The 25,680-nt window shown below is 30.6% G+C and carries 21 protein-coding genes; 20 read left to right on the forward strand and 1 reads right to left on the reverse strand.

The features are described 5' to 3' along the window. Positions 1-7: 7 nt before the first annotated feature. The 20 genes from DQN46_RS03895 to DQN46_RS08740 all read left to right on the forward strand — a co-directional run bounded on the left by DQN46_RS03895 (position 8) and on the right by DQN46_RS08740 (position 24,882). Positions 8-1,159: an MFS transporter gene (locus DQN46_RS03895; RefSeq protein ID WP_111743085.1), complete on the forward strand. Its 1,152-nt coding sequence runs from the start codon at positions 8-10 to the stop codon at positions 1,157-1,159. Positions 1,160-1,325: 166 nt separating this feature from the next. Further along, positions 1,326-2,138 carry an HAD family hydrolase gene (locus DQN46_RS03900; protein ID WP_111743086.1) on the forward strand — a complete coding sequence of 271 codons (813 nt, stop codon included), beginning with the start codon at positions 1,326-1,328 and terminating at the stop codon, positions 2,136-2,138. 26 nt (positions 2,139-2,164) lie between these two features. Further along, positions 2,165-2,791, forward strand: a complete 627-nt coding sequence (locus DQN46_RS03905; protein ID WP_111743087.1) for a DNA alkylation repair protein — start codon at positions 2,165-2,167, stop codon at positions 2,789-2,791. Between the two features lie 221 nt (positions 2,792-3,012). Then, positions 3,013-3,489 (forward strand): 5-(carboxyamino)imidazole ribonucleotide mutase, encoded by a 477-nt coding sequence (gene purE / locus DQN46_RS03910; protein WP_111743088.1) that lies wholly within the window; start codon positions 3,013-3,015, stop codon positions 3,487-3,489. After that, the gene (locus DQN46_RS03915) at positions 3,486-4,529 is read left to right on the forward strand and encodes a 5-(carboxyamino)imidazole ribonucleotide synthase (RefSeq protein ID WP_111743089.1); all 1,044 of its coding nucleotides are present in this window, start codon (positions 3,486-3,488) and stop codon (positions 4,527-4,529) included. Before purE ends, DQN46_RS03915 begins: the two co-directional genes overlap by 4 nt. Continuing rightward, positions 4,522-8,196 (forward strand): phosphoribosylformylglycinamidine synthase, encoded by a 3,675-nt coding sequence (locus DQN46_RS03920; protein WP_111743090.1) that lies wholly within the window; start codon positions 4,522-4,524, stop codon positions 8,194-8,196. The genes DQN46_RS03915 and DQN46_RS03920 overlap by 8 nt, the downstream gene beginning before the upstream one ends. A gap of 1 nt (position 8,197) precedes the next feature. Beyond that, complete coding sequence (purC, locus tag DQN46_RS03925; protein ID WP_004632146.1) at positions 8,198-8,905, forward strand: phosphoribosylaminoimidazolesuccinocarboxamide synthase; 708 nt, start codon at positions 8,198-8,200, stop codon at positions 8,903-8,905. Beyond that, a complete protein-coding gene (gene purF / locus DQN46_RS03930; RefSeq protein ID WP_004632144.1) occupies positions 8,892-10,349 on the forward strand; it encodes an amidophosphoribosyltransferase in 1,458 nt (485 codons plus the stop codon). The genes purC and purF overlap by 14 nt, the downstream gene beginning before the upstream one ends. Further along, a complete protein-coding gene (gene purM, locus DQN46_RS03935; RefSeq protein ID WP_004632142.1) occupies positions 10,342-11,346 on the forward strand; it encodes a phosphoribosylformylglycinamidine cyclo-ligase in 1,005 nt (334 codons plus the stop codon). The genes purF and purM overlap by 8 nt, the downstream gene beginning before the upstream one ends. After that, positions 11,343-11,909: a phosphoribosylglycinamide formyltransferase gene (gene purN, locus DQN46_RS03940; RefSeq protein WP_111743091.1), complete on the forward strand. Its 567-nt coding sequence runs from the start codon at positions 11,343-11,345 to the stop codon at positions 11,907-11,909. Before purM ends, purN begins: the two co-directional genes overlap by 4 nt. Further along, positions 11,906-13,426: a bifunctional phosphoribosylaminoimidazolecarboxamide formyltransferase/IMP cyclohydrolase gene (purH, locus tag DQN46_RS03945; RefSeq protein ID WP_111743092.1), complete on the forward strand. Its 1,521-nt coding sequence runs from the start codon at positions 11,906-11,908 to the stop codon at positions 13,424-13,426. The genes purN and purH overlap by 4 nt, the downstream gene beginning before the upstream one ends. After that, positions 13,426-14,661 (forward strand): phosphoribosylamine--glycine ligase, encoded by a 1,236-nt coding sequence (gene purD / locus DQN46_RS03950; RefSeq protein ID WP_111743093.1) that lies wholly within the window; start codon positions 13,426-13,428, stop codon positions 14,659-14,661. Before purH ends, purD begins: the two co-directional genes overlap by 1 nt. A 45-nt stretch (positions 14,662-14,706) precedes the next feature. Further along, positions 14,707-16,011 (forward strand): adenylosuccinate lyase, encoded by a 1,305-nt coding sequence (gene purB / locus DQN46_RS03955; RefSeq protein WP_004632134.1) that lies wholly within the window; start codon positions 14,707-14,709, stop codon positions 16,009-16,011. Positions 16,012-16,118: 107 nt separating this feature from the next. Next, a complete protein-coding gene (locus tag DQN46_RS03960; protein ID WP_111743094.1) occupies positions 16,119-17,774 on the forward strand; it encodes a formate--tetrahydrofolate ligase in 1,656 nt (551 codons plus the stop codon). A gap of 213 nt (positions 17,775-17,987) precedes the next feature. After that, positions 17,988-19,274 carry an adenylosuccinate synthase gene (locus tag DQN46_RS03965; protein ID WP_111743095.1) on the forward strand — a complete coding sequence of 429 codons (1,287 nt, stop codon included), beginning with the start codon at positions 17,988-17,990 and terminating at the stop codon, positions 19,272-19,274. Between the two features lie 123 nt (positions 19,275-19,397). Further along, a complete protein-coding gene (locus tag DQN46_RS03970; RefSeq protein WP_004632128.1) occupies positions 19,398-20,783 on the forward strand; it encodes an ABC transporter permease in 1,386 nt (461 codons plus the stop codon). 46 nt (positions 20,784-20,829) lie between these two features. After that, a complete protein-coding gene (locus DQN46_RS03975; RefSeq protein ID WP_004632124.1) occupies positions 20,830-22,110 on the forward strand; it encodes an ABC transporter permease in 1,281 nt (426 codons plus the stop codon). Between the two features lie 16 nt (positions 22,111-22,126). Next, on the forward strand, positions 22,127-22,759 hold the full coding sequence (locus DQN46_RS03980; RefSeq protein ID WP_004632123.1) for an ABC transporter ATP-binding protein: 633 nt from the start codon (positions 22,127-22,129) through the stop codon (positions 22,757-22,759). Between the two features lie 117 nt (positions 22,760-22,876). Then, complete coding sequence (locus DQN46_RS03985) at positions 22,877-23,530, forward strand: response regulator transcription factor (protein WP_170120632.1); 654 nt, start codon at positions 22,877-22,879, stop codon at positions 23,528-23,530. After that, the gene (locus tag DQN46_RS08740; protein ID WP_111743097.1) at positions 23,527-24,882 is read left to right on the forward strand and encodes a sensor histidine kinase; all 1,356 of its coding nucleotides are present in this window, start codon (positions 23,527-23,529) and stop codon (positions 24,880-24,882) included. Before DQN46_RS03985 ends, DQN46_RS08740 begins: the two co-directional genes overlap by 4 nt. Before the next feature lie 80 nt (positions 24,883-24,962). On the opposite strand, the gene DQN46_RS03995 is transcribed toward DQN46_RS08740, so the two are convergent. Further along, positions 24,963-25,415, reverse strand: a complete 453-nt coding sequence (locus DQN46_RS03995; RefSeq protein ID WP_004632116.1) for a nucleoside 2-deoxyribosyltransferase — start codon at positions 25,413-25,415, stop codon at positions 24,963-24,965. Positions 25,416-25,680 lie beyond the last annotated feature (265 nt).

Genomic DNA, 25,680 nt, shown 5'->3' on the forward strand with positions numbered 1-25,680 from the left:
AGGCATTATGTCATCAAAAAATTGGTTATCGACGAATTACTTTTTACAATTTGCAGTTAATGGAGTATTTTTACCATTTTGGATTTTATATCTTACTGGTGTAAAAAATCTTACTGTACTAGAGGCGAGTTCAATATTTTCGATGTTATATCTTGCGAGATTCTTGGGTGGAATTTTTCTAAGCCCATACTTGTTAAAGAGATATAATATTAGTTTATCTTTAAAGATATCGGTGATAGCTGGTATCTTACTTGCACTGAGCTATGGAATTACAAATAACAAAATAATCTTGACTCTTATAACATTTATGTTTGGTCTAGTTTATTATACAGTTGCACCATTTATAGAAAGTTTGGCATCTTTATTTTTAAAAGAAGAAGGCATTGATTATGGAAAAGCAAGGACATGGGGATCTGTAAGTTTTACATTGGTTGGAATAGCTGCAGGTGGTATTATAGGATATGTAGGAAGTGTCGCGCTGTATTATATACTTATTATATTATTAGTTTTATATGTGGTTTTTATGTTTTTACCTCAACCTAAGCTAGTTCGTACTCTTACTGTTAATAAAAGTGATAATAAAAATACTGGTAGATTATATAGTTGGGTATTGAAAGATAAGAATGCATTATTACTTATTCTAGTTATATTTTTATATCAGCTATCACATACGGCGTATAATAATTATAATGCATTATATTTAGAAAGCATGAACATAAACGCTAAGTGGTTGTCGGGACTAATACTAAATATATCAGTAATAGCTGAAATTTTGTTTTTTATTTTTTCAAAAAAAATAATAGGGAAGATAAAACCAACTCAACTGTTAGTTTTTTGCGGGATTGGAGCAATAATAAGATGGCTTATGTTAGCGATATTTCATAATATATATGTATTTGTTGTAATGCAAACTTTTCATGCAATAACTTTTGCTGTTGGTCATATAGCTTTTATTTTAATTTTAAATAATAGATTTAATACAGAAAAAATAATTGATATGCAAATCTTATATACAGCGATATGCTACCAACTTAGCATGACCATTGGTCTTTATATTATGGGGGCAATATGGGATATAAATTCATCCTTAGTGTTTTATGTATCTGCAGGAATCGCGCTAGTAGGAACGATATTTGCAACAAGAATTAAAGAAAAATAAAATTTAGAAGAGGAATCATAATTTATTAGATTATGGTTCTTTTTTGATATAAGTATCTTTGGCTGAATATAGAAATAAGAATAATATTTTGAATATTACTAAAAAACTTGGAAAAATATTAATATAATATTAAAATATAATTGTAAGTAGTTATGGAGGTATTTGTATGATTAAACATTTGTTTTCTGATATGGATGGGACTGTTTTGAATAGTAACGGACAAATGAGCAAATTTACGATAAAAACAATAAAGGAAAGTGGATTGCTATTTACTTTAGTATCAGCTCGTTCTCCGCAAAAAATGGAAGAAATAATAAATAATCTTGGTATTGATGGAATTCATGTTGCATTTAATGGCGGCTTGATTTTTGAGAAAAATAATAAAAAAAATACAATATTACATAGTGTACCGTTGGAGTATAATTTAGCAAGAAGATTGGTATTAGATATAAGAAATAAGTTTGAAAATATTGGTATTAGTCTCTATGATGAATCATATTGGAATACAGATTTAGAAACTATGGGCATAAAAAGAGAATATTATATAGTAAAAGTAGGTTACAAGATTGTAAATTTTAAAAATTATTTTGAAAATACAAATAAAACAATTTATAAAGTATCATTTATTGAGCATGACGAAGAAGTTTTTAAAAAATTGATAGATTATGTAGAAGAAAACTATTCTAAAGAACAGTTAACTATTCAAAAATCTTTAAGTGGTTATTTAGAAATTACTCATATTAATGCAAAGAAATCAAAGGGTATTGAATACATACAAAAACTTGAAAAATTGGAGAAGAATGAACTAGCAGCTTTTGGAGATGGTCAAAATGATATACCAATGTTTGAAAGTGTTGGGCATATAGTAGTTATGGAAAATGCTACAGATGATGTGAAAAAATATGCGGACTTTATTACTAAATCTAATAATGATGATGGAGTTGCATATGCGATTGATAAGTATATAAAAAATATTTAGTATGATGTAGATAGTGGAGGACTAAAATGAATAAGTACATTAAAAACTTAGAAAAAGAATTTTCTATAATAAAAAGTGGCTTCAAAGTGCAAGAAAAAAAAGCGATAAATGATTATAAACTAAATGGTATTGAATATATAAAAGAATTAGCTTTTCTAGCATTTCATTCTGAAGTTTATCAAGTGAGAATGTACGGTGTATTCCTTTTTGGTTATTTGTCTACAGATAAAGAAATTTTGACATTTATGAGAGAAGAAGTTTCTAAAGATGATAATTGGAGGGTTCAGGAAGTATTAGCTAAGTCGTTTGACGAATTTTGTAAATCAATAGGGTATGAAAAAACACTTACTGTTATTGATGAATGGCTAAATCATGATAATCCTAATACAAGAAGAGCAGTAATGGAAGGTTTAAGAATATGGACAAGTAGACCATACTTTAAAGAAAATCCCAAAGAGGCTATCAGAAGAATAGCGAATTTAAAAGATGATAAGAGTGAATATGTAAGAAAATCAGTGGGAAACGCGCTAAGGGACATAAGTAAAAAGTTCCCAGAATTAATTAAAGATGAATTAAATACTTGGAAGTTGGAAAATAAAGAAATTAACCAAGTATATATGTTAGCAAATAAATTTATTAGGGAAAAACAATAATATATATTTAAACCAGAAGTAATCAAAACAGTAAATTTAAAATTTACTGTTTTTTATTTACTCTTATTTCACCGAAGAGAATATAACAAAAATAATATATATAAATACTTGATTAAATACTGGTTAAGGAGTATAATGGAATTATAAACGGACGTTAGAATAAAAATTAATAATAATTAGTTTTAAAGACGAACTTTCAATCGAAAAAAGGAGTTAAATGTATGAAAGTAGCAGTAATAATGGGTTCAAATTCGGATTATACTACTATGGCGGAAACGTGTAATCTTTTAGATCAATTTGAAATCCCTTATGACAAAAAAGTAGTTAGTGCTCATAGAACACCCGATCTTTTAGTAGATTTTTCTAAAAATGCTAGAAAAAATGGTTATTCTCTTATAATAGCTGCAGCGGGAGGTGCGGCTCATCTACCAGGAATGGTAGCTTCAATGACGACATTGCCTGTAATAGGAGTACCTATTAAGTCTAGTACTCTTAGTGGAGTAGATTCTCTATATTCAATAGTACAGATGCCTGCAGGAGTTCCTGTTCTTACTATGGCAATAGGAGTTGCTGGTGCTAAAAATGCAGCAATTAGCGCATTATCAATTTTGGGAATGACGAATGAAAATTATGAACAGAAATATTTAGATTTCAAAAAAGAACAAGAACGTATAGTATTGGAAGAGATGAAGATATGATAAAAACAATTTTACCAGGGAAAACAATAGGAATAATTGGTGGCGGACAACTTGGGCGAATGCTTGCTATGAGTGCAAAAGAGATGGGGTACAAGATTGCTATTTTAGATCCAAGTGATATGTGTTGCGCCAAAATTTTTAGCGATGTATTTATTAAAGCAAATTTTGATGATTTCGAAAAAGTAGAGGAACTATGTAAGCATAGTGATGTTATTACTTTTGAGTTCGAAAACATTGATGCTGATGCACTAAGTAAATTAGAAAAAAAATATAATTTTGTTCAAAGTTCGGAAGTATTGCGTATTACTCAACATAGGTATTATGAAAAAGAATTTGCGAGAAGTTTGGAAATACCAACTGTTGATTATATTCATATAGAAGATAATACTGATGTTGAGATAGATAAAGTGTATTTGATGAAAACTTTACGCTTTGGTTATGACGGTAAGGGACAGAAAAAAATTTCTAAGAAGGAAGAAATAGAAAAACAAACTATATTAGAAGAACTTATAGAGCTTGATAAAGAAATATCGGTTGTTGCCGTTAAAGATAAGTACGAAGTTCAAATTATTGCTGTTGTTGAAAATGAACATCGTAATAATATTTTATACCGTTCGAAAGTTCCAACGTCAGCTACAACAGAACAAGAAAATCTTGCTATAGAATATACAAAAAAAATATTAGATAATATTGAGTATTATGGTGTACTCACTGTTGAATTTTTTATAAGTAATGGGAAAGTAGTTTTTAACGAAATTGCTCCTCGTGTTCATAACTCTGGACATATAACGATGCAAAGTGCAACTAAAAGCCAATTTAGAGCACATGTGGAAGCTATATGTGGCTTAAGAGTTGGTAAGATTAAAAACCGTGAGACAACTTTATACAATATACTAGGGCAGGATGAAGATTATTTTAAAAATCTAATTACTAAAAAACAAGGCTACTTACATTTTTATGAAAAGGAAGCTCGTGAAAATAGAAAAATAGGTCATATTAACTTTTATGGTGATGTACATTTAGGAGGACACGATGAGTAACAAAAGAATTTTTATTAAAAAGCGTCAAGGATATAATAAGGAAGAATTACAGCTGAAAAATACGCTAAATCTAGAGTATAATCTAGATTTAGATAATGTTCAGGTGTATGTTATTTATGATATTTACAATATTGATGAAGAAACTTATAAACTAGCTAAAACTTCGGTATTTTCTGAAGTCGTTGTTGATGAAGTTTTTGAGAGTATTGATTTAGAAGAAGGAAAATATTTCGCTTATGAAGTGCTCCCTGCTCAATACGATCAAAGAGCTGATAGTGCGACTCAGTGTATAAAGTTGCTTAATGCGAAAAGCGAAGCAACTGTTAGAAGTGGTAAGCTAGTTATTTTTGATAAAAAATTAAATTCTGATGAATTGAAATTAGTGGAAAATTATCTAGTAAATCCAATTGAAGCACGAGTTAAGGATTTATCAGTATTAGAATTTTCACTAAATTCTGAACCTAAACCTCTTAAAAAACTGGATGGATTTTTGGAATATTCTCACTTGCAGTTAGAAGCTGTAAAAAAAGAGTTTTCTCTAGCAATGAATATAGAAGATTTAGAATTTATTCAAAGTTATTTTAAAACAGAAGGACGTATTCCAACTGAAACTGAGATTTATGTTCTTGATTGTTATTGGAGTGATCACTGCCGTCATACAACATTTGAAACTGTTCTTGATGAAATTAATATTGAGTCTGAACTTTTCAAAAAGGAAATGCAAGATGCGTTTGATTACTATCTAAAAGTTCGTGGAGAGCTTAATCGTGAAGATAAACCGTTAACACTTATGGATATGGCAAGTATTATTGGTAAATATCATGTTGGTATATTAAATGATGAAAATATCGAAGTGAGTGAAGAAATTAATGCATGTTCATTCTTTACAACTATTCAAAATAAAGGTAAAGAAGAACGTTGGTTAATTCAGTTTAAAAACGAAACACATAATCATCCAAGTGAAATTGAACCATTTGGTGGGGCAAGTACTTGTATAGGAGGAGCTATTCGAGATCCACTATCAGGACGTAGTTATGTATATCAAGCTATGCGTATCTCTGGAAGTGGAAATATTCTCCAAAAACATGAAGATACTTTAGCACATAAACTTCCACAGGTAGAGATAGCAAAAGGAACAGCGCACGGTAACTCATCGTATGGGAATCAAATTGGTTTAGCAACAACGTTTGTTCGTGAAATTTATGATGATAGTTATGTTGCTAAACATATGGAAGTTGGAGCTGTTGTAGGAGCTGTAAAAGAAGGAGATTATAAACGTGAAACTTTAGTCGCTGGAGATATTGTTGTGATGATTGGTGGTCGTACTGGTCGTGATGGTATCCAAGGCGCAAGTGGTTCAAGTGTTGAGCACACAAATGATTCTTTAGAAACTATGTCAAGTCAAGTACAGAAAGGTAATGCTCCTGAAGAAAGAAAATTACAAAGGTTGTTTAGAAAACCAGAAGTTACTAGACTTATTAAAAAATGTAATGACTTTGGTGCTGGCGGAGTTTGTGTTTCTATCGGAGAGTTATCAGACGGTATTGAAATTCACCTTGATAAAGTTCTAACAAAATATAAAGGACTTAATGCAACGGAACTTGCTACTAGTGAATCGCAAGAGAGAATGTCTGTTGCGATTGACAGAAAAGATTATGATGCATTTGTTCGTGAATGTGAAAAAGAAAATATTGAGTATGCACATGTTGCAACTGTAACAGACCGTCGCCGCTTAGAAATGTATTACAATGATGAAAAAGTAGTAGACATGAGTGCAGATTTCTTGGAAACAAGTGGTGTAAGACAACATACTAAAGCAACATTAGTAGATAATAAAGCTAAAAATCCATTTACAGATAAAGAATTTTCTAGAGAAGCTGTGTTAAAAGAACTTGGAGAATTAAATGTAACTTGCCAAAAAGGATTAGCTTCAAAATTCGACTCTTCAATTGGAGCTTCAACAGTTCTTATGCCATTTGCAGGTCGTCATAAACTTACACCTGTTCAAGCAAGTGTTCAAGCATTACCAACATTGCACTCAACAAGCGATACGGCAACGATCCTTACATATGGATTTATTCCGAAAATTTCATACTATTCACCATTTTTATCTTCTATCTACGCAGTGTTAGAATCAGTAGCTAAAGTTTATGCAGTCGGTGGTACACGAGAAAGTCTTTACTTCTCATTCCAAGAGTATTTCGAAAAACTTGGTAAAGATAGCTCTAAATGGGGTAAAGTTACTCAAAGTTTATTAGGAAGTATTTATGCTCAACGTGAAATTGGTCGTCCAAGTATTGGCGGAAAAGATAGTATGTCAGGAACGTTCAATGATCTTAATGTTGTAGAAACACTAATTTCATTTGCCTGCGTGCCTGTAAAAATAAATGATGTTATAACTCCAGAGTTGAAAGAAGTTGGTAACAAACTTTATTATGTGCCAGTAGTAAAAGATGAAAAAGGATATCCAGATATTGCAGCTACTTTAGAAAATTATGAACTTGTTCATAAATATATTAAAGAAGGTAAAGTAGTTTCAGCATATGTTCAAGAAGAAGGTAGCTTAGCCGCTTCTCTAGTTAAAATGTCATTAGGTAACGATTTAGGATTTGAAGTAGAAAAAGAAAATATTTTAAACTTTGATCCAGCATCATTAGTAGTGGAAGCAAAAGAAAAATTACCATTTGAATGTATTGGTAAAGTAAGCAGTAGAATTATAATAAACAATGAATTATTTACACATAATGATATATATGAAGCTTATACAGCTACTCTAAATGATATTTATCCGATGTATCAAAACGAAGATAAAGGAACTGTAGAAAATCTTCATACAGAAAATAAAGGACGAAAATATTATCCAGAATATGTAGAGGATGTAAAAGTAGTTATACCTGTCTTCCCTGGTACGAACTGTGAGTATGATAGTGAGAAAGCATTTATTGAAGCAGGAGCAACTCCTACGACAGTAGTAATCAGAAATACTCGAGAAAATGATATTAATGAATCAATAGAAGAGTTTGTAAATGCAGTAAAAGAATCTCATATCATTATGTTCCCAGGTGGATTTTCTAGTGGAGATGAACCAGACGGAAGTGCTAAGTATATTGTTAACTTCTTAAAAAATGAAAAGGTAAAAAATGCTATTCACAAACATTTAGCTGAGAAAAAACTTATATTAGGAATCTGTAATGGATTCCAGGCATTGCTTAAATCAGGATTACTTCCTTATGGAGAAATACGTGAATTGAATGAGGATGACCTTACGTTATACCGAAATGATAGTTATGAACATATTTCAACAACAGCATTTACTCGTGTAGCAAATGCAAATTCACCTTGGTTACAAGATTTTACAATCGGAACTGAACACGAAGTGGTATTTAGTCATGGAGAAGGAAAAGTAGTTGGTCTTAATATAGACAAATTCAAACACTTAATTGCTTTCCAATACTGTGATTTTAATGGAAATGCAACATTAAATGGTAGATTTAACCCTAATGGATCTTACTTAGCAACAGAAGGTTTAATAAGTGAAGATGGACTTATCCTTGGTAAGATGGGACACAGTGAACGTTTTGGAGAAAGTTTATATAAAACAAATACAATAAAAGTCAAACAAGATATATTTAAAAATGGTGTAAATTATTTCAAAGGGGAAAAATAAAATGAAATTACTATACGAAGGAAAAGCAAAACAATTATTCGAATGTGAAAATAAAGATGAAATTTATGTTCATTATAAAAATAGTGCGACAGCATTTAATGGAGTTAAAAAAGAAGAATTTGAACATAAAGGAATTTTTAACAATACAATTACTTCTTTAATCTTTGAGTATTTAGAAAAAGAAGGTGTTGAAACACATTTTATAAAAAAAATTAATGAAACAGACCAACTTTGTAAACATGTTACGATAATTCCGTTAGAAGTTATTGTAAGAAACATAGTAGCAGGTTCAATGGCTAAAAAGTATGGTATAGAAGAAGGAAAAAAATTAGCAAAACCTGTTTTTGAACTTAGCTATAAAAATGATGATTTGAATGATCCTCTTATTAATGATGACCACGCTGTGGCATTAGAAATAGTAACAGAAGAAGAACTTGCGAATATACGTGAGCAAGCATTAAAAATTAATTCTTTACTTCAAAAATTATATTTAAAAGCAAACTTAGTATTAGTAGATTTCAAAATTGAATTTGGAAAAGATAAAAACGGTAAAATCATTTTAGCTGATGAAATTTCTCCAGATACATGCCGACTTTGGGATAAAGATACAAATGAGAAATTAGATAAAGATAGATTTAGACGTGATTTAGGTTCTGTAATGGAAGCTTACGAAGAAGTTTTAAGGAGATTAGAAGATGCGAGGGCTTAACGAAGAATGTGGAGTGTTTGGAATTTGGGGACATCCAGAAGCAAGTAATGTTACATATTTTGGGTTGCACAGCTTACAACACCGTGGTCAAGAAGGTGGAGGAATCGTTTCTAACGATAAAGAAGTTTTACGTGGGCATAGGGATCTTGGATTAATATCTGAGGTTTTCCGTGATAAAAAAAAGTTAGAAAATCTACTAGGGAGTAGTGCCATTGGGCATGTTCGTTATGCGACGTCAGGTAGCAATAATATCCAAAACATTCAGCCATTTTTATTTCATTTTTATGATATGAGTGTTGGGATATGTCATAACGGTAACCTTATTAATGCAAAAACACTACGTCGTGAATTAGAACAAGATGGAGCGATTTTCCATTCTTCATCTGATACAGAGGTACTTATTCATCTAATTCGACGAAGTAAGGAAAAGGGATTTAAAGCACAACTTAAAGATGCCCTTTGTAAAATTAAAGGTGGTTTTACCTACTTAGTATTAACAAAAGATACTATGTATGGTGCTGTTGATCCGAATAGCTTGCGTCCACTTGCTATCGGTAAAATGAAAAATGGTGCATATGTTGCTGCTAGTGAAACATGCGCTATTGATGTAGTAGGAGCGGAGTTTGTATGTAATGTTGGTGCAGGAGAGCTAGTTATTATAGATGATAAAGGTATTCGTATTGAAAAATATACAGAGGACACAAAAGTTGCAATAGCAGCTATGGAATACGTATATTTTGCACGACCTGACTCTAATATTGCTGGAGTTAACGTCCATACTGCACGTAAAAGAACAGGACGTCGTCTTGCTATTGAACAACCAGCACCTGATGCAGATATGGTAATTGGTGTACCTAACTCATCACTATCAGCTGCAAGTGGATATGCAGAAGAAAGTGGATTGCCATACGAAATGGGACTTATAAAAAATCAGTATGTTGCACGTACATTTATTCAACCTACGCAAGAGTTGCGTGAACAAGGTGTAAGAATGAAATTATCTGCTGTTAAAGGTGTTGTTAGTGGTAAAAGTATTGTTCTAGTTGATGATTCTATCGTTCGTGGAACGACTAGTAAGCGTATAGTTCAACTTTTGAAAGAAGCTGGGGCACGTGAAGTTCATGTGAGAATTTCGGCACCACCTTTGATTTTCCCAAGTTTTTATGGTATAGATATTTCCACAACAGAGGAATTAATCGCTGCTAATAAGACACAAGATGAGATTTGTGAAATAATTGGTGCAGATTCATTAGGGTATTTGAGTGAAGATGGTTTAATTGAATCTATAGGTTTAGATTATGATGCACCTTACACTGGCCTTTGCATGGATTGTTTCAATGGTGATTATTCTGCTGGACTATATGATTATGAAGAAGATTATTTAAAATCAATGACGAATATCCAAAAGAAATTTTTGCAAGAAAGGGGTAAAAATAATGAGTAAAAAATACGAAGAAAGTGGAGTAAGTTTAGAGGCTGGATATAAATCAGTAGAACTTATTAAAAAACATGTAGCACGTACTAAAAATTTGGGGATGATGTCTGCAATTGGAGGCTTCGGTGGTGCATTTGACTTAAGCAGTTATAACTTTAAAAATCCTGTTTTAATTAGTGGTACTGATGGTGTAGGAACTAAATTAAAACTAGCTTTTGAGCTTGATATTCATAACACAATTGGGATTGATGTAGTAGCAATGTGCGTTAACGATATTCTTGCTCAAGGAGCTCAACCACTATTTTTCTTAGATTATTTAGCTGTTGGAAAAAATTATCCTGAACAAGTAGAACAGATTGTTGAGGGTGTAGCAGAAGGTTGTGTTCAAGCAGGATGTGCCATTGTTGGTGGAGAGACAGCAGAGATGGCTGGATTTTATGATGATGGAGAATATGATATTGCAGGATTTAGTGTTGGAGCAGCTGAAAAAGAAGATTTATTAAGTCCAGAAAATACTAAAGCTGGACAAGTAGTTATCGGACTTCCTTCGACTGGTGTTCATTCAAATGGATTCTCATTAGTAAGAAAAATTATTCGTGATAATAATATTAGTCTTGATGAAAAGTTTGGTGATAGTACAATAGGAAAGACTTTATTAACACCGACAAAAATTTATGTTAAAGAAGTATTAAAAGTGCTAAAAGAAGTGAAAGTTGCGGGAATTGCTCATATAACTGGTGGAGGATTCCATGAAAACTTACCACGTTGTCTAAAAGAAGGTTTAGGCATGAAAATTAATAAAGATTCATATGAAGTACCAGAAATATTTAAGTACTTACAAGAAAAAGGAAACATCGATGAAGCAGAAATGTACAATATCTTTAACATGGGTGTAGGAATGGCACTTGTTGTTAATAAAGAAGATGTAGAAAAAACTTTATCATTGTTAGATGATGCGTTTGTTCTAGGTGAAGTAGTAAATGAAAGTGGAATTGAAATAATATGAAGAAACAAGTAGCAATATTTGCATCTGGAACCGGAAGTAATTTTGAGAAAATTGCAGATGATAATAGACTTAAAGAAAAAATGGATATTGCACTTCTAGTTTGTGATAAACCAAATGCAGCTGTAATAAAAAAGGCGCAAGATCGTAACATAAATACTTATGTTTTTTCAACAAAAGATTTTGCATCAAAACAAGATTATGAAGCAGCTATTTTGGAGCAAGTTAAAGATTTAGATTATATTTTCTTAGCTGGTTATATGAGAATTATTTCTCCGTATTTTCTGGAAAATTACAAAAAAACAATCTTAAATCTTCATCCATCTCTTTTACCTAAATATAAAGGTAAAGATGCGATAGAACAAGCATATAAAGCGCAGGAACGTGAAGTAGGAATTAGTATTCATTATGTTAATGAGGAGTTAGATGGTGGAGAAGTTATCGCTCAAAAATCATTAATTGTAAAAGATGGTGAAACTCTAAAAGAAGTTACTGCAAGGATTCATGAATTAGAACATGAACTTTATCCAAATGTTATTTTAAAATTAGTTGAGGAGGCACTATGACGAAAAGAGCTTTAATAAGTGTAAGTGATAAAACAAATATTGTAGAATTTGCAAAAGGACTAGAAAAACATGGATTTGAAATTATCAGTACGGGTGGGACTTTTACTTATTTGAAAAATAATGGTGTAGCCTGTATTAGTATTGAGGATGTTACGCACTTTCCAGAAATTTTGGAAGGTCGTGTAAAAACACTTCATCCTAAAATCCATGGTGGATTACTTTCAAAACGTGGAAATGAACTTCATAATAAACATGTAGCAGAAAATAATATAGAATACATTGATTTAGTATGTGTTAATTTATATCCATTTGAAGCTACTGTTAAAAAAGAAGGAGTAAGCGAAGAAGAAATTATAGAAAATATTGATATCGGTGGACCGAGTATGTTGCGTAGTGCTGCGAAAAACTTTAATGATGTAACGGTTGTAACTGATATTCGAGATTATGATCGTATACTAAATGAGTTAGAAAATGGTGGAATTACTCTTGCGACACGTCGTTCATTAGCTATTAAAGTGTTTAATACTACTGCAAGTTATGATGCAGCTATTGCAAATTACTTTAATAAAGCTGATAACTTGATCCCTGAAAAATTAACATTATCTTATACGTTAGAAGATACTTTACGCTACGGAGAAAATCCTCATCAAAAAGCATATCACTATGTACAAGACAATAATGAAAGCTATGCTTTACAAAATGCAGTACAACTGCATGGGAAAGAAATGTCTTACAATAATATTCAAGACGCTTCTGCTGCATTAGATATTCTTGCAGAGTTTGATGAGATTGCATGTGTCGCTGTAAAACATATGAACCCATGTGGTGTTGCAATAGGAAAAGATGTTTTTGAAGCATATTCACGCGCTTATGATGCGGATCCTGTATCTATCTTTGGAGGGATTGTTGCGGTTAATGGCGTTGTAGATAAAGCTACCGCAGAAAAAATGCATAGTATTTTCTTAGAAATTATTTTAGCAGTTGATTATGATGATGAAGCGCTAGAAATACTAACTAAGAAAAAAAATCTACGTATTTACAAACTTGGTGAAAAAAATAATAATCATGAACAACAAATCAAGAGTGTTCGTGGGGGAATCTTGGTTCAAGATTTCAACTCAGCTTTAGCTGAAAATTATGAAGTTGTTACAGATAAACAGCCAACTAAAGAACAAATGTCGGATTTAGAATTTGGTCTTAAAGTAGTTAAACATGTCAAATCAAATGCAATTGTTGTAGTTAAAAATGGTCAGACATTAGGAATAGGAGCCGGCCAAATGAATCGAGTAGGTTCATGTAAAATAGCTCTTGAACAGGCTGGTGCTCTTGCAGATGGTGCAGTTCTTGCTTCAGATGCCTTCTTCCCAATGCGAGATAGCGCTGATTTAGCAGCAGAATATAATATTGCAGCAATCGTACAACCTGGTGGTTCAATACGTGATCAGGAAAGTATAGATGCTTGTAATGAGAAAGGTATGGCGATGCTTTTCAGCAAAATACGCCACTTTAAACACTAATGGCTAAAGTATTAGTAGTGGGTGCTGGTGGAAGAGAGCACGCTATCGCCTACAAGTTTAACCAAGAAGGACACGAAGTTTATATGGCTGGTATTAATCCAGCAGTAGAAAAATTTGGGATTTGTATTGACATCAAAGAAGATGATATCCCGAGTTATGCATTAGAAAATAATATTGATTTAGTTTTTGTTGGGCCAGAAGTACCGTTGGTAAATGGTTTGGTTGATAAACTCCAAGAAAAAGGTATTCGCGCTTTTGGACCAAGTAAAAAAGCAGCACAATTAGAAGGAAGTAAAGTATTTTCCAAAATGATGATGGAAAAATATAATATTCCTACAGCTAAACACGAAAGTTTTAGCGACTATGAAAAAGCAAGTGAATATTTATCTCAGCAAAAAGCTCCAATCGTTTTGAAAGCTGATGGTCTTGCCGCTGGTAAAGGTGTAATTATCGCTGAAACTTTAGAAGAAGCTCAATACGAACTTAAAGAAATGATGTGTAATTCTAAATTCGCTGCAGCTGGAGCTAATGTTGTAATTGAAGAGTTTCTTTCTGGAGAAGAATTTTCTCTAATGTGCTTTGTTTCCGATAGAAAAGTTTATCCAATGGAAATTGCTCAAGATCATAAACGTACTTTTGATAATGATGAAGGATTAAACACAGGGGGAATGGGAGCATATTGTCCACTTAAAAAGATTACACAAGATGATGTAAATGAAGGCTTGGAGAAGGTAGTACAACCGATGGTTGATGCTATGAGTAGTGAAGGGATGCCATTTTATGGAATACTTTATGCTGGTCTTATGAAGTGTGCTGATGGTGTGAAAACTATTGAGTTTAATGTTCGTTTCGGAGATCCAGAGAGTGAAGTCTTGCTATTAAAACTAGAGAGTAGTTTATATGAAATTTCTAACAATATCATCGACGGTAAGGATGTTCAGTTGAAATGGAATAAAGATGCATTTATTGGGGTTGTTATGGCAGCTAAAGGTTATCCAGAAAAAAGTGAAAAAGGTGCGGTTATAAATGGTTTAGAAAAATTAACAACACCGGTATTTCACATGGGAACAAAACAAGTAGATGATAATATTGTAATAAATGGAGGACGCGTCTTATTAGTTTGTGCTAGTGGCGAAAACTTGCAAGCCGCACGTGAAAAAGTATATAATGAAATAGGAAAAATAGAATGCGATGACTTGTTTTTCCGTAAAGATATAGGTCATCATTCATTATAATATTATGTAAATGAAGTAAAAATATAGAATCTAGGAGATACTTTAATGATAGAAAGATATAGTAGAGAACCTATGCGTAGTATTTTCAGTGATGAAAATCGTTTTAAAGCATATTTAGAAGTAGAACTTTTTGCAACTGAAGCATGGAGTAAACTAGGAGTTGTTCCAGAAAATGATGTAAAAAAATTATTTGAAAATGCTAAGTTTGATTTAGAAGGAATCTTAGAATTAGAAAAAGAAACTAAACATGATATTGTCGCATTTACTCGTAATGTGTCTAGTTATTTGGGAGAAGAAAAAAAATGGGTTCATTATGGGCTTACTTCTACTGATGTTGTTGATACAGCATATGGTTATTTATACAAACAAGCTAACGATATCATCATGGAAGATTTACTAAAATTCCAAGAGGTATTAAAAGAAAAAGCTTTAGAATATAAATTTACACCATGTATCGGCCGTACTCATGGGGTACATGCTGATATCAGTAGTTTCGGATTAAAATTTGCTTTATATTATGATGAATTCAACCGTCATATTGAGCGCTTTAAAGCAGTTAGAAAAATAATAGAAGTAGGTAAAATTTCTGGAGCAGTTGGAACATTCTCTAACACTCCACCTGAAGTTCAAGATTATGTGTGCGAAAAATTAGGAATTCAGTCAAGTAACATTTCAACACAAACATTACAACGTGATCGTCATGCCGATTATTATTCAACGTTGGCTTTAATAGCAAGTTCTATTGAAAAAATTGGTGTAGAAATTCGTCACTTACAGCGTACTGAAGTCCGTGAAGCGGAAGAATTTTTCTCAAAAAATCAAAAAGGTTCTAGTGCGATGCCGCACAAACGAAATCCAATTTCAAGTGAAAATATGGCAGGATGTGCAAGAATTATGCGTGGATATATGTTAGCTTCATATGAAAATATTCCACTTTGGCATGAACGTGATATTTCTCACTCAAGTGCAGAACGCATTTTAAGTAGTGATGCAACAACATTATTAGACTATATGTTGAATAGATTTACAAATGTTGTTAAAAACTTAACAGTATTTACAGATAATATGATAAAAAATATTTATGCGACTAATGGTGTTATCTTTGCTCAAAGAACAATGAGTAATTTAATAGAAAAATATGATTTTTCTCGTGAAGAAGCATACGATTTAGTTCAACCACTTGCCATGAAATCTTGGTTCGAAGGTATACCATTTAGACAACTTTTAGAGGAAAACGAAGTTATTCAAAACACTGTTTCTAAAGAAGTACTAGATAGCTGCTTTGCACTAGAAGTACATTTGGTTAATATTGATAAGATTTATAAACGTATTCCAGGTTTAGAAGACTAAAATAAGTGATATATAGATTAAAAAGTTTTATACAGAGAATTATAAAAGTAGAAAAGCGAAAGATATATAGGAACTACCTAGAAACTTTCGTTACAATGAGGTAAAATATGAAGTCAGATTTTCAAATTTCAAATGAATGTAAGAAAAAACATATAGCGGAGGTTTCTGCAAAATTAGGTTTAAGAGAAGAAGATTTAATTCTTTATGGAAATTATAAAGCAAAAATTCAAACAAAAAATATTAAGCATGATATAAAAGAAGATGCTAAATTAATTTTAGTAACTGCAATCAATCCAACATCAAGTGGTGAGGGGAAATCAACAGTAACTATTGGGTTATCAGATGCTCTAAACAAACTTGGTAAAAAATCATGTGTTGCGCTTCGCGAACCATCATTAGGCCCAGTACTTGGTCGTAAAGGTGGTGCTGCAGGTGGTGGGTATGCTCAAGTAGTACCTATGGAAGAAATTAATTTACATTTTACTGGAGATATGCATGCAATTACAACGGCACATAATGCTATTGCTGTATTAGTAAACAATCATGTTTTCCAAGGCAACGAACTTGATATTGATAAAATTGTGTTCAATCGCGTTATGGATATGAATGCACGTGATTTACGTCACATTAAAGTAAATGCAGGAACAGAGTTAGAACGAGAAGATGGTTTTGATATTACGGTTGCTAGTGAAATCATGGCAATTCTATGTTTATCAGAAGGAATAGCTGATTTAAAAGAAAAACTTCGTAATATTCTTGTCGCTTATAACTCAAAAGGTGAACCTATTTATCTGAAAGATTTAAAAATTGAAGGTGTTATAACTTCTTTATTGAAAGATGCTATTAAACCTAATATAGTTCAAACTTTAGAAAATAATCCAGCCATCATTCATGGTGGGCCGTTTGCAAATATTGCTCATGGATGCAACTCAATTTTAGCAACAAAAACTGCTTTAAAATATGCTGATTATGTTATAACTGAAGCAGGATTTGGTGCAGACCTTGGTGCAGAAAAATTCTTAAATATCAAATGCCGTAAAGCTGGGTTAAAACCAAAAGCAGCAGTAGTAGTAGCAACAGTAAAAGCTTTAAAACTTCATGGAAATATTGAAGAAAAGGATCTTAAAGAAGAGAATATAGAAGCACTTGCAGCTGGTGTTGCTAACTTAGAAAAACATGTAGAAAATATGAAAAAGTATAATCTGCCAGTTGTAGTTGCTTTAAATGTTTTTGTAACAGATACTGAAAAAGAATTAGCATTTTTAGAAGAGTGGGCGGCTAACCAAGGTATTGAACTTTCAAGAACAGAAGTTTGGGAACATGGTGGCGCAGGCGGACTCGACCTTGCAAAAAAAGTGATTCGTGCAATAGATAACAATAAAGAAGATTTAAAACTTCTTTATAGCGATGAAACACCAATTGCAGAAAAAATAGAAATAATCTGTCGAGAAATGTATGGAGCAGATGGTGTAAATCTAACTGATGAAGTTAAAGGTGAAATTGCTAGAATAGAAAAATTAGGTTTTGGTAGTTTACCAGTTTGTATGGCTAAAACACCAGCGTCATTAACTGATAATGCAAAAATAAAAGGCCGTCCTACAGGATTCAAAATTACGATCAACGATGTTAAACTTCGTAGTGGGGCAGGTTTTGTAGTTGCATATGCTAACAAAGTCTTAACGATGCCGGGTCTTCCTAAAGTACCTAGTGCATTAAATATCGATATTGATGAAGAAACAGAAACAATTTTAGGGATATTCTAAAATTATAAAAGAAGCCGAAAGGCTTCTTTTTTTACGAATTTTTAACACAAAAATATACAAAATCAGTGCAAAATATGTTATAATGGATATGTTTGAGTAGGAATAATAAAGTAACTTGTGTTTTAACCGAATAATCAAAGAAACATAATGATTTTTTGCTTGAATAAATAAAAATATAATTAAATAAATCTTACTTTTACAGGAGGGTAATTTATGTCTACAATAGTAGTAGTTGGATCACAATGGGGAGATGAAGGAAAAGGTAAAATTACCGATTTCTTAGCAGAAAAAGCTGATGTTATTGCGCGTTATCAAGGAGGTAATAACGCAGGACATACAATTAAATTTGACGGTAAAACATATAAACTTCAATTAATTCCATCGGGAATTTTTAATGAAGATAAATTATCAATAATCGGTAATGGATTAGTAGTTGATCCGAAATGGTTATGTGGTGAAATTGATCGATTAAAAGAAAGCGGAGTTACTTGTAAAGGATTAAGAATATCTAATAGAGCGCACATTGTTTTACCATATCACTTAAAACTTGATGAGGTAGAAGAAGCACGACGTGGAGAAAATAAGATAGGAACTACTAAAAAAGGTATAGGACCCACTTACGTTGATAAGTATAAACGTTGTGGTGTCCGTGTAGCAGATTTATTAGATGCAGAGTTATTTAAGAAAAAATTAGAACAAAATCTAGTAGAAAAAAATGAAGTATTTGAGAAAATTTATGGTGTTGAAGGATTTACTGTTGAGGAAATATTCAATGAATACTTTGAATATGGAAAACAACTTTCTGAATATGTAACAGATACATCAAAAGTTTTAGAAGATGCACATAAAATGAATAAAAATATACTATTTGAAGGTGCACAAGGGGTTATGTTAGATATTGATCATGGTACATACCCATATGTTACATCATCAAATCCTAGTGCTGGGGGAATTACTGTTGGTAATGGATTTGTCCCAACAAATGGCCTTAAAGTTTTAGGAATTAGTAAAGCTTACACTTCTCGTGTAGGAGATGGCCCATTCCCAACGGAGTTATTCGATGAAATTGGTGATACTATTCGTGAAGTAGGTCATGAATACGGAACTGTTACAAAACGTCCACGTCGTATTGGGTGGTTTGATACAGTAGTAATGCGTCACTCTGCGCGTGTATCAGGTATGACTAATCTTTCAGTTAACTGTTTAGATGTATTGAGTGGTCTAAAAGAAATTAAAATTTGTACAGCTTATGATTATAAAGGTGAAATACTAACAGAATATCCAGCTAGTGAAAATATTATAAAAGAATGTAAACCAATTTACGAAACACTTCCTGGATTCGATGAAGACATTACAGGAGTTACAACTTTAGAAGAATTACCAGAAAATGCGCGTAATTATCTAAGTAAAATAGAAGAGTTGGTTGGTGTTAAGATTTCTATTTTTTCTACTGGACCGGATAGAACACAAACACACTTATTAGAAGATTTATGGAAATAGTATAAATAAATTATAGAGAGAACAAATTATAAAAATTTAATTTGTTCTCTCTATTTCATTTACAATTCATTTTGCTTTGTTATATTAAAATCAGCAAAAAAATAATTTATGAGGTGAACATGTATGTCAATATTAAAAAAAGCATGGTTTTATATTACAAGAAAGATATTGAAGACATTGATCATATTTCTTATTTTAGTAAGTATGTCTACAATGATTTTAAGTACAATATCTATAAAAAAATCAACAGATAAGGTATCAAAAGAAACATTCCAAAATATAACAAGTAGTTTTTCTATGGAAATAAATAGAAGAACAAATCCTGGAACAGCGAGGGGTGCTGGTAACCTCGTTGGTAAGGATATTGAACAAATTAAAAATATACCAGGTATAAAAAAATACATAAAAAGAATGAATGTGTCAGCTGATTTAATTGGATTAGAACCATTGAAATTAGCTAATCACAGATTAGAAGAAAATAAATCAGAAAACAAAAAGAAATTTAGTAAAACAGTAATTGTAAGTGGAACTAACGACTCTTCACTAGATGATAGATTTTCTGCAGAAACATTAAAATTAAAAGAAGGAAGACATTTACGAGATTCTGATAAAAATAGCGTTTTAATACATGAAGGTTTCGCTAAAAAGAATAATTTAAAATTAGGGGACAAAATTAAATTAAAAGGTAATCCGAATGATGCCGATAACGAGAAAAAATCTGATAAAGAAACAGAAGTAACTATTGTAGGTATATTCACAGGTCAAAACAAAGGAAACACATCTAGTCACATGGAGTTGTATGATAATATATTTATAGCAGATACAACAACGACTAAGACTTTATATAATTACGAAGATGGAAAAGAAATTTATCAAGATGCTATATTTTTAGTAGATGGTAAAGATAATGTAGATAAAGTTATAGCAGAAGCTAAGAAGTTACCTATTAACTGGAAATTATTTGAACTAGTGAAAAGTAATCAAAACTTCCCAGTATTACAAAAATCACTTGATTCTATATATGGTATTACTAATGGAGTATTTATAGGAACAGTAGCATTCAGTATTATTATATTATCTCTAATATTATTCCTATGGATTAATGGTAGAAGAAAAGAGATTGGTGTTAACCTTGCTCTAGGAGTTTCTAAGGCGAAAATAGTAGGACAATTTATTTTAGAGTTAGTTATAATCAGTATTCCAAGTTTTATCGTTTCATACTTTATAGGTAAAGCAGTAAGTCAAAGTATAGGGAATCAAATTTTATCACAATCTATAAAATCTGTTACAGAGAGTGTTGCTAATCAAACAAAAGGTCTAAATCTAGGGGCTAATGCAGAGGTAGAAGGAGCGAGTAAAATGATAACATCATTAGATGTAAGTGTAAACCTTACAGATATGATGAGTGTTGTAGGAATAGGATTAGCGGTAATTGTAATAGCGATTTGTATTACATCAATTCGATTAATTTACAAAAAACCAAAAGAATTGTTACAAAATATTAACTAGTTATACTTTGTAGATGAGTAAATGGTAAAAGAAAGGAGTAATAGCTATGACAACTTTTAAAAGAGCCTATCTATATATAACTAGAAAAAAGGTTAGAAGTATAATTATGTTTATGCTACTTACAATTATATCAACGGTATTATTAAGTAGTAATATTTTAAATCATACTGTAAAGGGTATTTCAAACAAGATATATGAGAGCTCTAATTTCGGATTTACTGTTAAAAATTTATCAAAAACTGATAAAGAAATATCTGTGAAAAAATTGGATAAAATTACAAACTTACCTGATATAAAAGGGGCAAATTATCAATTTGCAACACCTGTTAATCTTTTAGGGAGTAAGGTTGTTGAGGGACAAAATAACCTTATTTTAGACGAGAAAAAAAATAAAAACAATTTAGTTATGTTAAATGCAAATACTAATACTGCAGATAATTCAGACTTTAAAAGCGAAGTATTGAAATTGAAAAAAGGAAGACATATAGGTCCTGAAGATCGTAATAAAGTACTGGTTCATGAAGAATTTGCAAAATTAAATAATCTTGATATTGGAAGTAAAATAAAATTAGAAAAAGCAAATAGTTCTGAACAAAAGACTACTAACAAAGACTATGAAGTAGTAGGTATTTATTCAGGAACAAAGAATAATGAATTTCAAGGATTGAGTTCAGATTTCATAGAAAACACAGTTTATACAGATTATAAATCAAGTCAAGAATTAATGGGATATTCTGAAAGTGATAAAAAGGTTACGTCTGTAGATTACTTTGTAAAAAATCCAGAGAAGTTAGAAGATGTTGCCAAATCAGCAGAAAATCTAGCAATAGAAGATACAGAAATAGTAAAATCTAATAAAAATTTCCAAACAGTTATCGCTTCTTTACAAAGTATAGAAAAGATAATAGATATGGTAAAAATAGGAAGTATTATAGCAAGTGTGATAATTTTATCATTAGTTCTAATATTTTGGCTAAGAGAAAGATTACACGAAATAGGGATATTATTATCTATAGGAACTTCAAAAACAAAAATTATATTGCAACAGATAATAGAATTAGTATATATCGCTGTGTTTAGCATAATCTTATCTAGTGTTTTAGAAAATGTTATTTTAAAATATGGAGTAAAAAATGCTATAGATAAGCTAGGGGTAGATAATTTACCAGAAGCAATTTCCCAACAAATTTTAAATGTAAAAGTAGAGTTAGGATATGTTCTAACAGTATCAGCTATATTATTCTTAATAATAGTGTGTTCTATTGTAATAACATCTTTAATAACATTAAGAATGAAGCCAAAAGAAATTTTATCAAAAATGAGCTAAGAGAGGAACAAAGTATATGTCAATTTTAAAAATTAAAAATGTTAGTTATTCATATGAAAACAGAAAAGAAAAAGTTTTAAGAAATTTGAATGTTGAATTTGAAGAAGGAAAATTTTATGCAATAGTAGGTAAATCTGGGGCAGGTAAATCTACACTATTATCGCTACTTGCAGGATTAGATACACCTACTAGTGGAGAAATTTTGTTTAATAATCAAGATATTAGTGAGAAAGGATATAATTACCATAGAAGTCACCAAATATCATTAGTATTTCAAAATTACAACTTAATTGATTATTTAACACCGTTAGAAAATTTAAAATTAGTATCTTCAAAAGCGAATAAAGATATTTTATTACAATTAGGATTAGAAGAAGAACAAATAAAAAGAAATATTATGAAACTTTCAGGAGGGCAGCAACAACGTGTTGCTATCGCGAGAGCTCTTGTTTCAGAAGCACCAATAATATTAGCAGATGAACCTACTGGTAACTTAGATGAAAAAACGGCTGAGGATATTATTAATATATTAAAAGATTCAGCGAAGAAAAGAAATAAATGTGTAATTGTAGTAACTCACAGTAATCAACTAGCAAAAGAAGCGGACGTTGTATTACAATTACAGGATAAAAAATTAAAAACAATATAAAACATATTAATTGCTAATTTTAGTTTACTAAGATTAGCAATTAATTAATAGTGTTGAAAAAAATATGTCAACATGTTATTCTTAAATATGAGAATAATACCAAAGGAAAATATAACGATGAATATATTAGTAGTAGATGATGAACAAACAATACTAACAGGAGTAGAAGAATATTTAAAAGAATATGGATATAATGTTTTTACAGCTGGAAATGGTGTGGAAGCAATAAATATTTTTAATGATATTGAAATAAATTTAATTGTTCTAGATCTCATGATGCCAGAAAAAAATGGCTATGAAGTATTAGAAGAAATAAGAACTCAAAGTAATATTCCTGTTATTATACTAAGCGCTATGGAAGATGAAATATCTCAATTAAAAGGATTTGATTTAGAAGCAGATGATTATGTAACTAAACCTTTTTCACTTCCTTTATTAGCAAAAAGGGTAAACGCCTTATTAAAAAGACATTATGGTAATCATGAAATTTGGAAATATAGAGAAGCTGTAGTAGATTTTACAAGTTATAAGGCTGTATATGCTAATGTAGAGGTGGATGTGAAGCCAAAAGAGATAGATGTACTTAAATTTCTTCTGAAGCATTCTAATCAAGTAATGAGTAGAGAACAAATATTAGATTATGTATGGAATAATAGTGATGATGTACCATATGATAGAGTAATAGATGTCTATATTAAAAATTTAAGAAAAAAATTAGAACTGGATTGTATAGTTACAGTAAAAAATGTGGGGTATAAGTTGCAATTATGATAAAAAATATGGGAATTTTTTCAAGAAATTTTTTCAAGACATTAGGAATTTTAGGTACAGCTATAATTATTATTCATGCAATAGTATACTTTACTTTTCCGATTTTTTACGCGGAGAATCAAAGAAATAAAATAAATGAGAGTGCAGATATTTTAATAAAGTATTTGGAAGAAAAAAATTCGGATGAGATTCCATTATTATTGGAATCATATTCAAAAAATTTGAGGATTTCTGTACATTTGAAGGAAGAAACACCTAAAGATGATTCACAAATAGTAAAGGATTTAAACATTAATAAAAATAATGAATCTACATATATTATTATTGAGGAAAGAACACTAAAAACAAAAGATAATAAAAACTTATCAGTACAGTTTATTTCAGGCACTAATTTAATAGATGAGGCAATAGACATTGTATTGGTGTATCTTCCATATACACTTGTATTAACGTTAATATTTAGTTTTATATTTTCATATGTTTATTCTAAGAGACTGGCAGAGCCACTTTTATATATTTCAAAAGTCACTAAAAAAATGCAAAATATGGAGTTAGATGCTAGATTTGACGAAGGGAATAAAGGTGAATTGGGAGAGGTAGGTTCACAAATTAATAAAGTATACAGTAAATTGTTAACTACTATAAATGATTTGGAAATAAAGAATAAAAATATTATCGAATTGCAAGAACAAAAAGTTGCGTTTTTGAGAGCGGCTTCTCATGAACTAAAAACACCTTTAACAGGAATTAGAATTATTTTAGAAAATATGAAGTATAATGTGGGTGTTTATAAAGATCATAATAAATATTTATCTGAAACTATTTTAAAGATTGATAGTCTAAGTATATTATTAGGAGAGATTTTAGAATCTTCTAAGTTTCAAGAATGGACTGAAAATAAACAAATATTAAATATAAAGAACGCTGTTGAAATTATGATTGATAGATATAGAGAAATGTATTTGGTGAAAAACATTAAGATAAATAATGGTGTAAAAGATACTACAACTATACTTATGAGTAAGCAAGCATTAGATAAAGTATTATCTAATGTTGTTAGTAACGCAATTAAATACTCTTCGGAAGACAGTAGTATTCAAATATATGACGATGAAGAATATTTATATATAGATAATCCGTGTAAGCCATTAAGCGAAGAAGCACAAAAAAATTTATTCAAGATTTTCTATCATACTCAAGTAATTAATAAACCACAAAATGGTACTGGGCTAGGGTTATATATTGTAAAAAATATATTAGAAAGTTATGATTTAGAATATAGCCTTAAACCATATGAGCACGGCATGAGATTTAAAATTAGAATAGATAATAAAGAAAAAGATAATATTTAAAATAAAACATCCTTAAGGTTAGTTATAGCAAAACTAACGCTAAGGATGTTTTTTATTATAATGTTGTTACAGTAGAAAGACTATTTACTTAAGCAAAATAGTCCTTCTAATTCTTTTAATGCTTCATCAAAAGAATATACAAGTTTTCCATGTTCTAAAATCCCACCAAGAACATAATGGTTCATTGCATAACTAGGAATTTCATATTTATTTGCAGATTTTAGACGGATATCAGAATTGATGGCAATAATTCGTTTTTTTAGGGCAATTGCTAAGCCTAACTCAACCATAACACCACTATCTTCATTAGTAATATCAACTAAAAATATATCACAGTTATGTATAGCTTCTGTGTCTCCACGAAAAATTTCTTGTGGAGTAGGTAAAGTTTGTTTATCTTCATTAAACGGTTGTTCAATTGGATTAAAAACTGATAACTTTTCTCCAAAACGTTCCTTTAATAAACGACCTTCTTTCAAACGTTGAGAAATTTCTCCCTCATTAAATAATGCTCCAGCTAAATAAAGTTTCATAAAATAAAGACCTCCAATAGTAATATAAGTAAATTATAATATTTTTATTTGAATTTTACAATTAAAGTTTTTATATATTGATAATGATTATATGTTTTATGAAATTTAAATTAATTATTTAATATTTATAAGAGTAAATACAAATTTTTTAATCAGGTGGCTACTGGATATTTAAATAAATTTCCATTATAATAAATATACATAGAGAAAATATAAAAAATACTAAAATATGAATATTTTAATTGAATTATCAAAATTTTGTGAG

It is taken from the genome of Gemella morbillorum, from assembly GCF_900476045.1.
GTDB lineage: Bacteria > Bacillota > Bacilli > Staphylococcales > Gemellaceae > Gemella > Gemella morbillorum.

Excerpts from the sequence above, each read along its gene's own strand:
- purF (WP_004632144.1), top strand. The coding sequence starts at position 8,892 with ATGCGAGGGCTTAACGAAGAATGTGGAGTGTTTGGAATTTGGGGACAT.
- purB (WP_004632134.1), top strand. The coding sequence starts at position 14,707 with ATGATAGAAAGATATAGTAGAGAACCTATGCGTAGTATTTTCAGTGAT.
- purD (WP_111743093.1), top strand. The coding sequence starts at position 13,426 with ATGGCTAAAGTATTAGTAGTGGGTGCTGGTGGAAGAGAGCACGCTATC.
- purH (WP_111743092.1), top strand. The coding sequence starts at position 11,906 with ATGACGAAAAGAGCTTTAATAAGTGTAAGTGATAAAACAAATATTGTA.
- DQN46_RS03895 (WP_111743085.1), top strand. The coding sequence starts at position 8 with ATGTCATCAAAAAATTGGTTATCGACGAATTACTTTTTACAATTTGCA.
- DQN46_RS03975 (WP_004632124.1), top strand. The coding sequence starts at position 20,830 with ATGACAACTTTTAAAAGAGCCTATCTATATATAACTAGAAAAAAGGTT.
- purE (WP_111743088.1), top strand. The coding sequence starts at position 3,013 with ATGAAAGTAGCAGTAATAATGGGTTCAAATTCGGATTATACTACTATG.
- DQN46_RS03995 (WP_004632116.1), bottom strand. The coding sequence starts at position 25,415 with ATGAAACTTTATTTAGCTGGAGCATTATTTAATGAGGGAGAAATTTCT.
- DQN46_RS03900 (WP_111743086.1), top strand. The coding sequence starts at position 1,326 with ATGATTAAACATTTGTTTTCTGATATGGATGGGACTGTTTTGAATAGT.
- DQN46_RS03920 (WP_111743090.1), top strand. The coding sequence starts at position 4,522 with ATGAGTAACAAAAGAATTTTTATTAAAAAGCGTCAAGGATATAATAAG.
- DQN46_RS03980 (WP_004632123.1), top strand. The coding sequence starts at position 22,127 with ATGTCAATTTTAAAAATTAAAAATGTTAGTTATTCATATGAAAACAGA.
- DQN46_RS03960 (WP_111743094.1), top strand. The coding sequence starts at position 16,119 with ATGAAGTCAGATTTTCAAATTTCAAATGAATGTAAGAAAAAACATATA.
- DQN46_RS03915 (WP_111743089.1), top strand. The coding sequence starts at position 3,486 with ATGATAAAAACAATTTTACCAGGGAAAACAATAGGAATAATTGGTGGC.
- purN (WP_111743091.1), top strand. The coding sequence starts at position 11,343 with ATGAAGAAACAAGTAGCAATATTTGCATCTGGAACCGGAAGTAATTTT.
- DQN46_RS08740 (WP_111743097.1), top strand. The coding sequence starts at position 23,527 with ATGATAAAAAATATGGGAATTTTTTCAAGAAATTTTTTCAAGACATTA.
- DQN46_RS03970 (WP_004632128.1), top strand. The coding sequence starts at position 19,398 with ATGTCAATATTAAAAAAAGCATGGTTTTATATTACAAGAAAGATATTG.
- DQN46_RS03985 (WP_170120632.1), top strand. The coding sequence starts at position 22,877 with ATGAATATATTAGTAGTAGATGATGAACAAACAATACTAACAGGAGTA.
- DQN46_RS03905 (WP_111743087.1), top strand. The coding sequence starts at position 2,165 with ATGAATAAGTACATTAAAAACTTAGAAAAAGAATTTTCTATAATAAAA.
- DQN46_RS03965 (WP_111743095.1), top strand. The coding sequence starts at position 17,988 with ATGTCTACAATAGTAGTAGTTGGATCACAATGGGGAGATGAAGGAAAA.
- purM (WP_004632142.1), top strand. The coding sequence starts at position 10,342 with ATGAGTAAAAAATACGAAGAAAGTGGAGTAAGTTTAGAGGCTGGATAT.
- purC (WP_004632146.1), top strand. The coding sequence starts at position 8,198 with ATGAAATTACTATACGAAGGAAAAGCAAAACAATTATTCGAATGTGAA.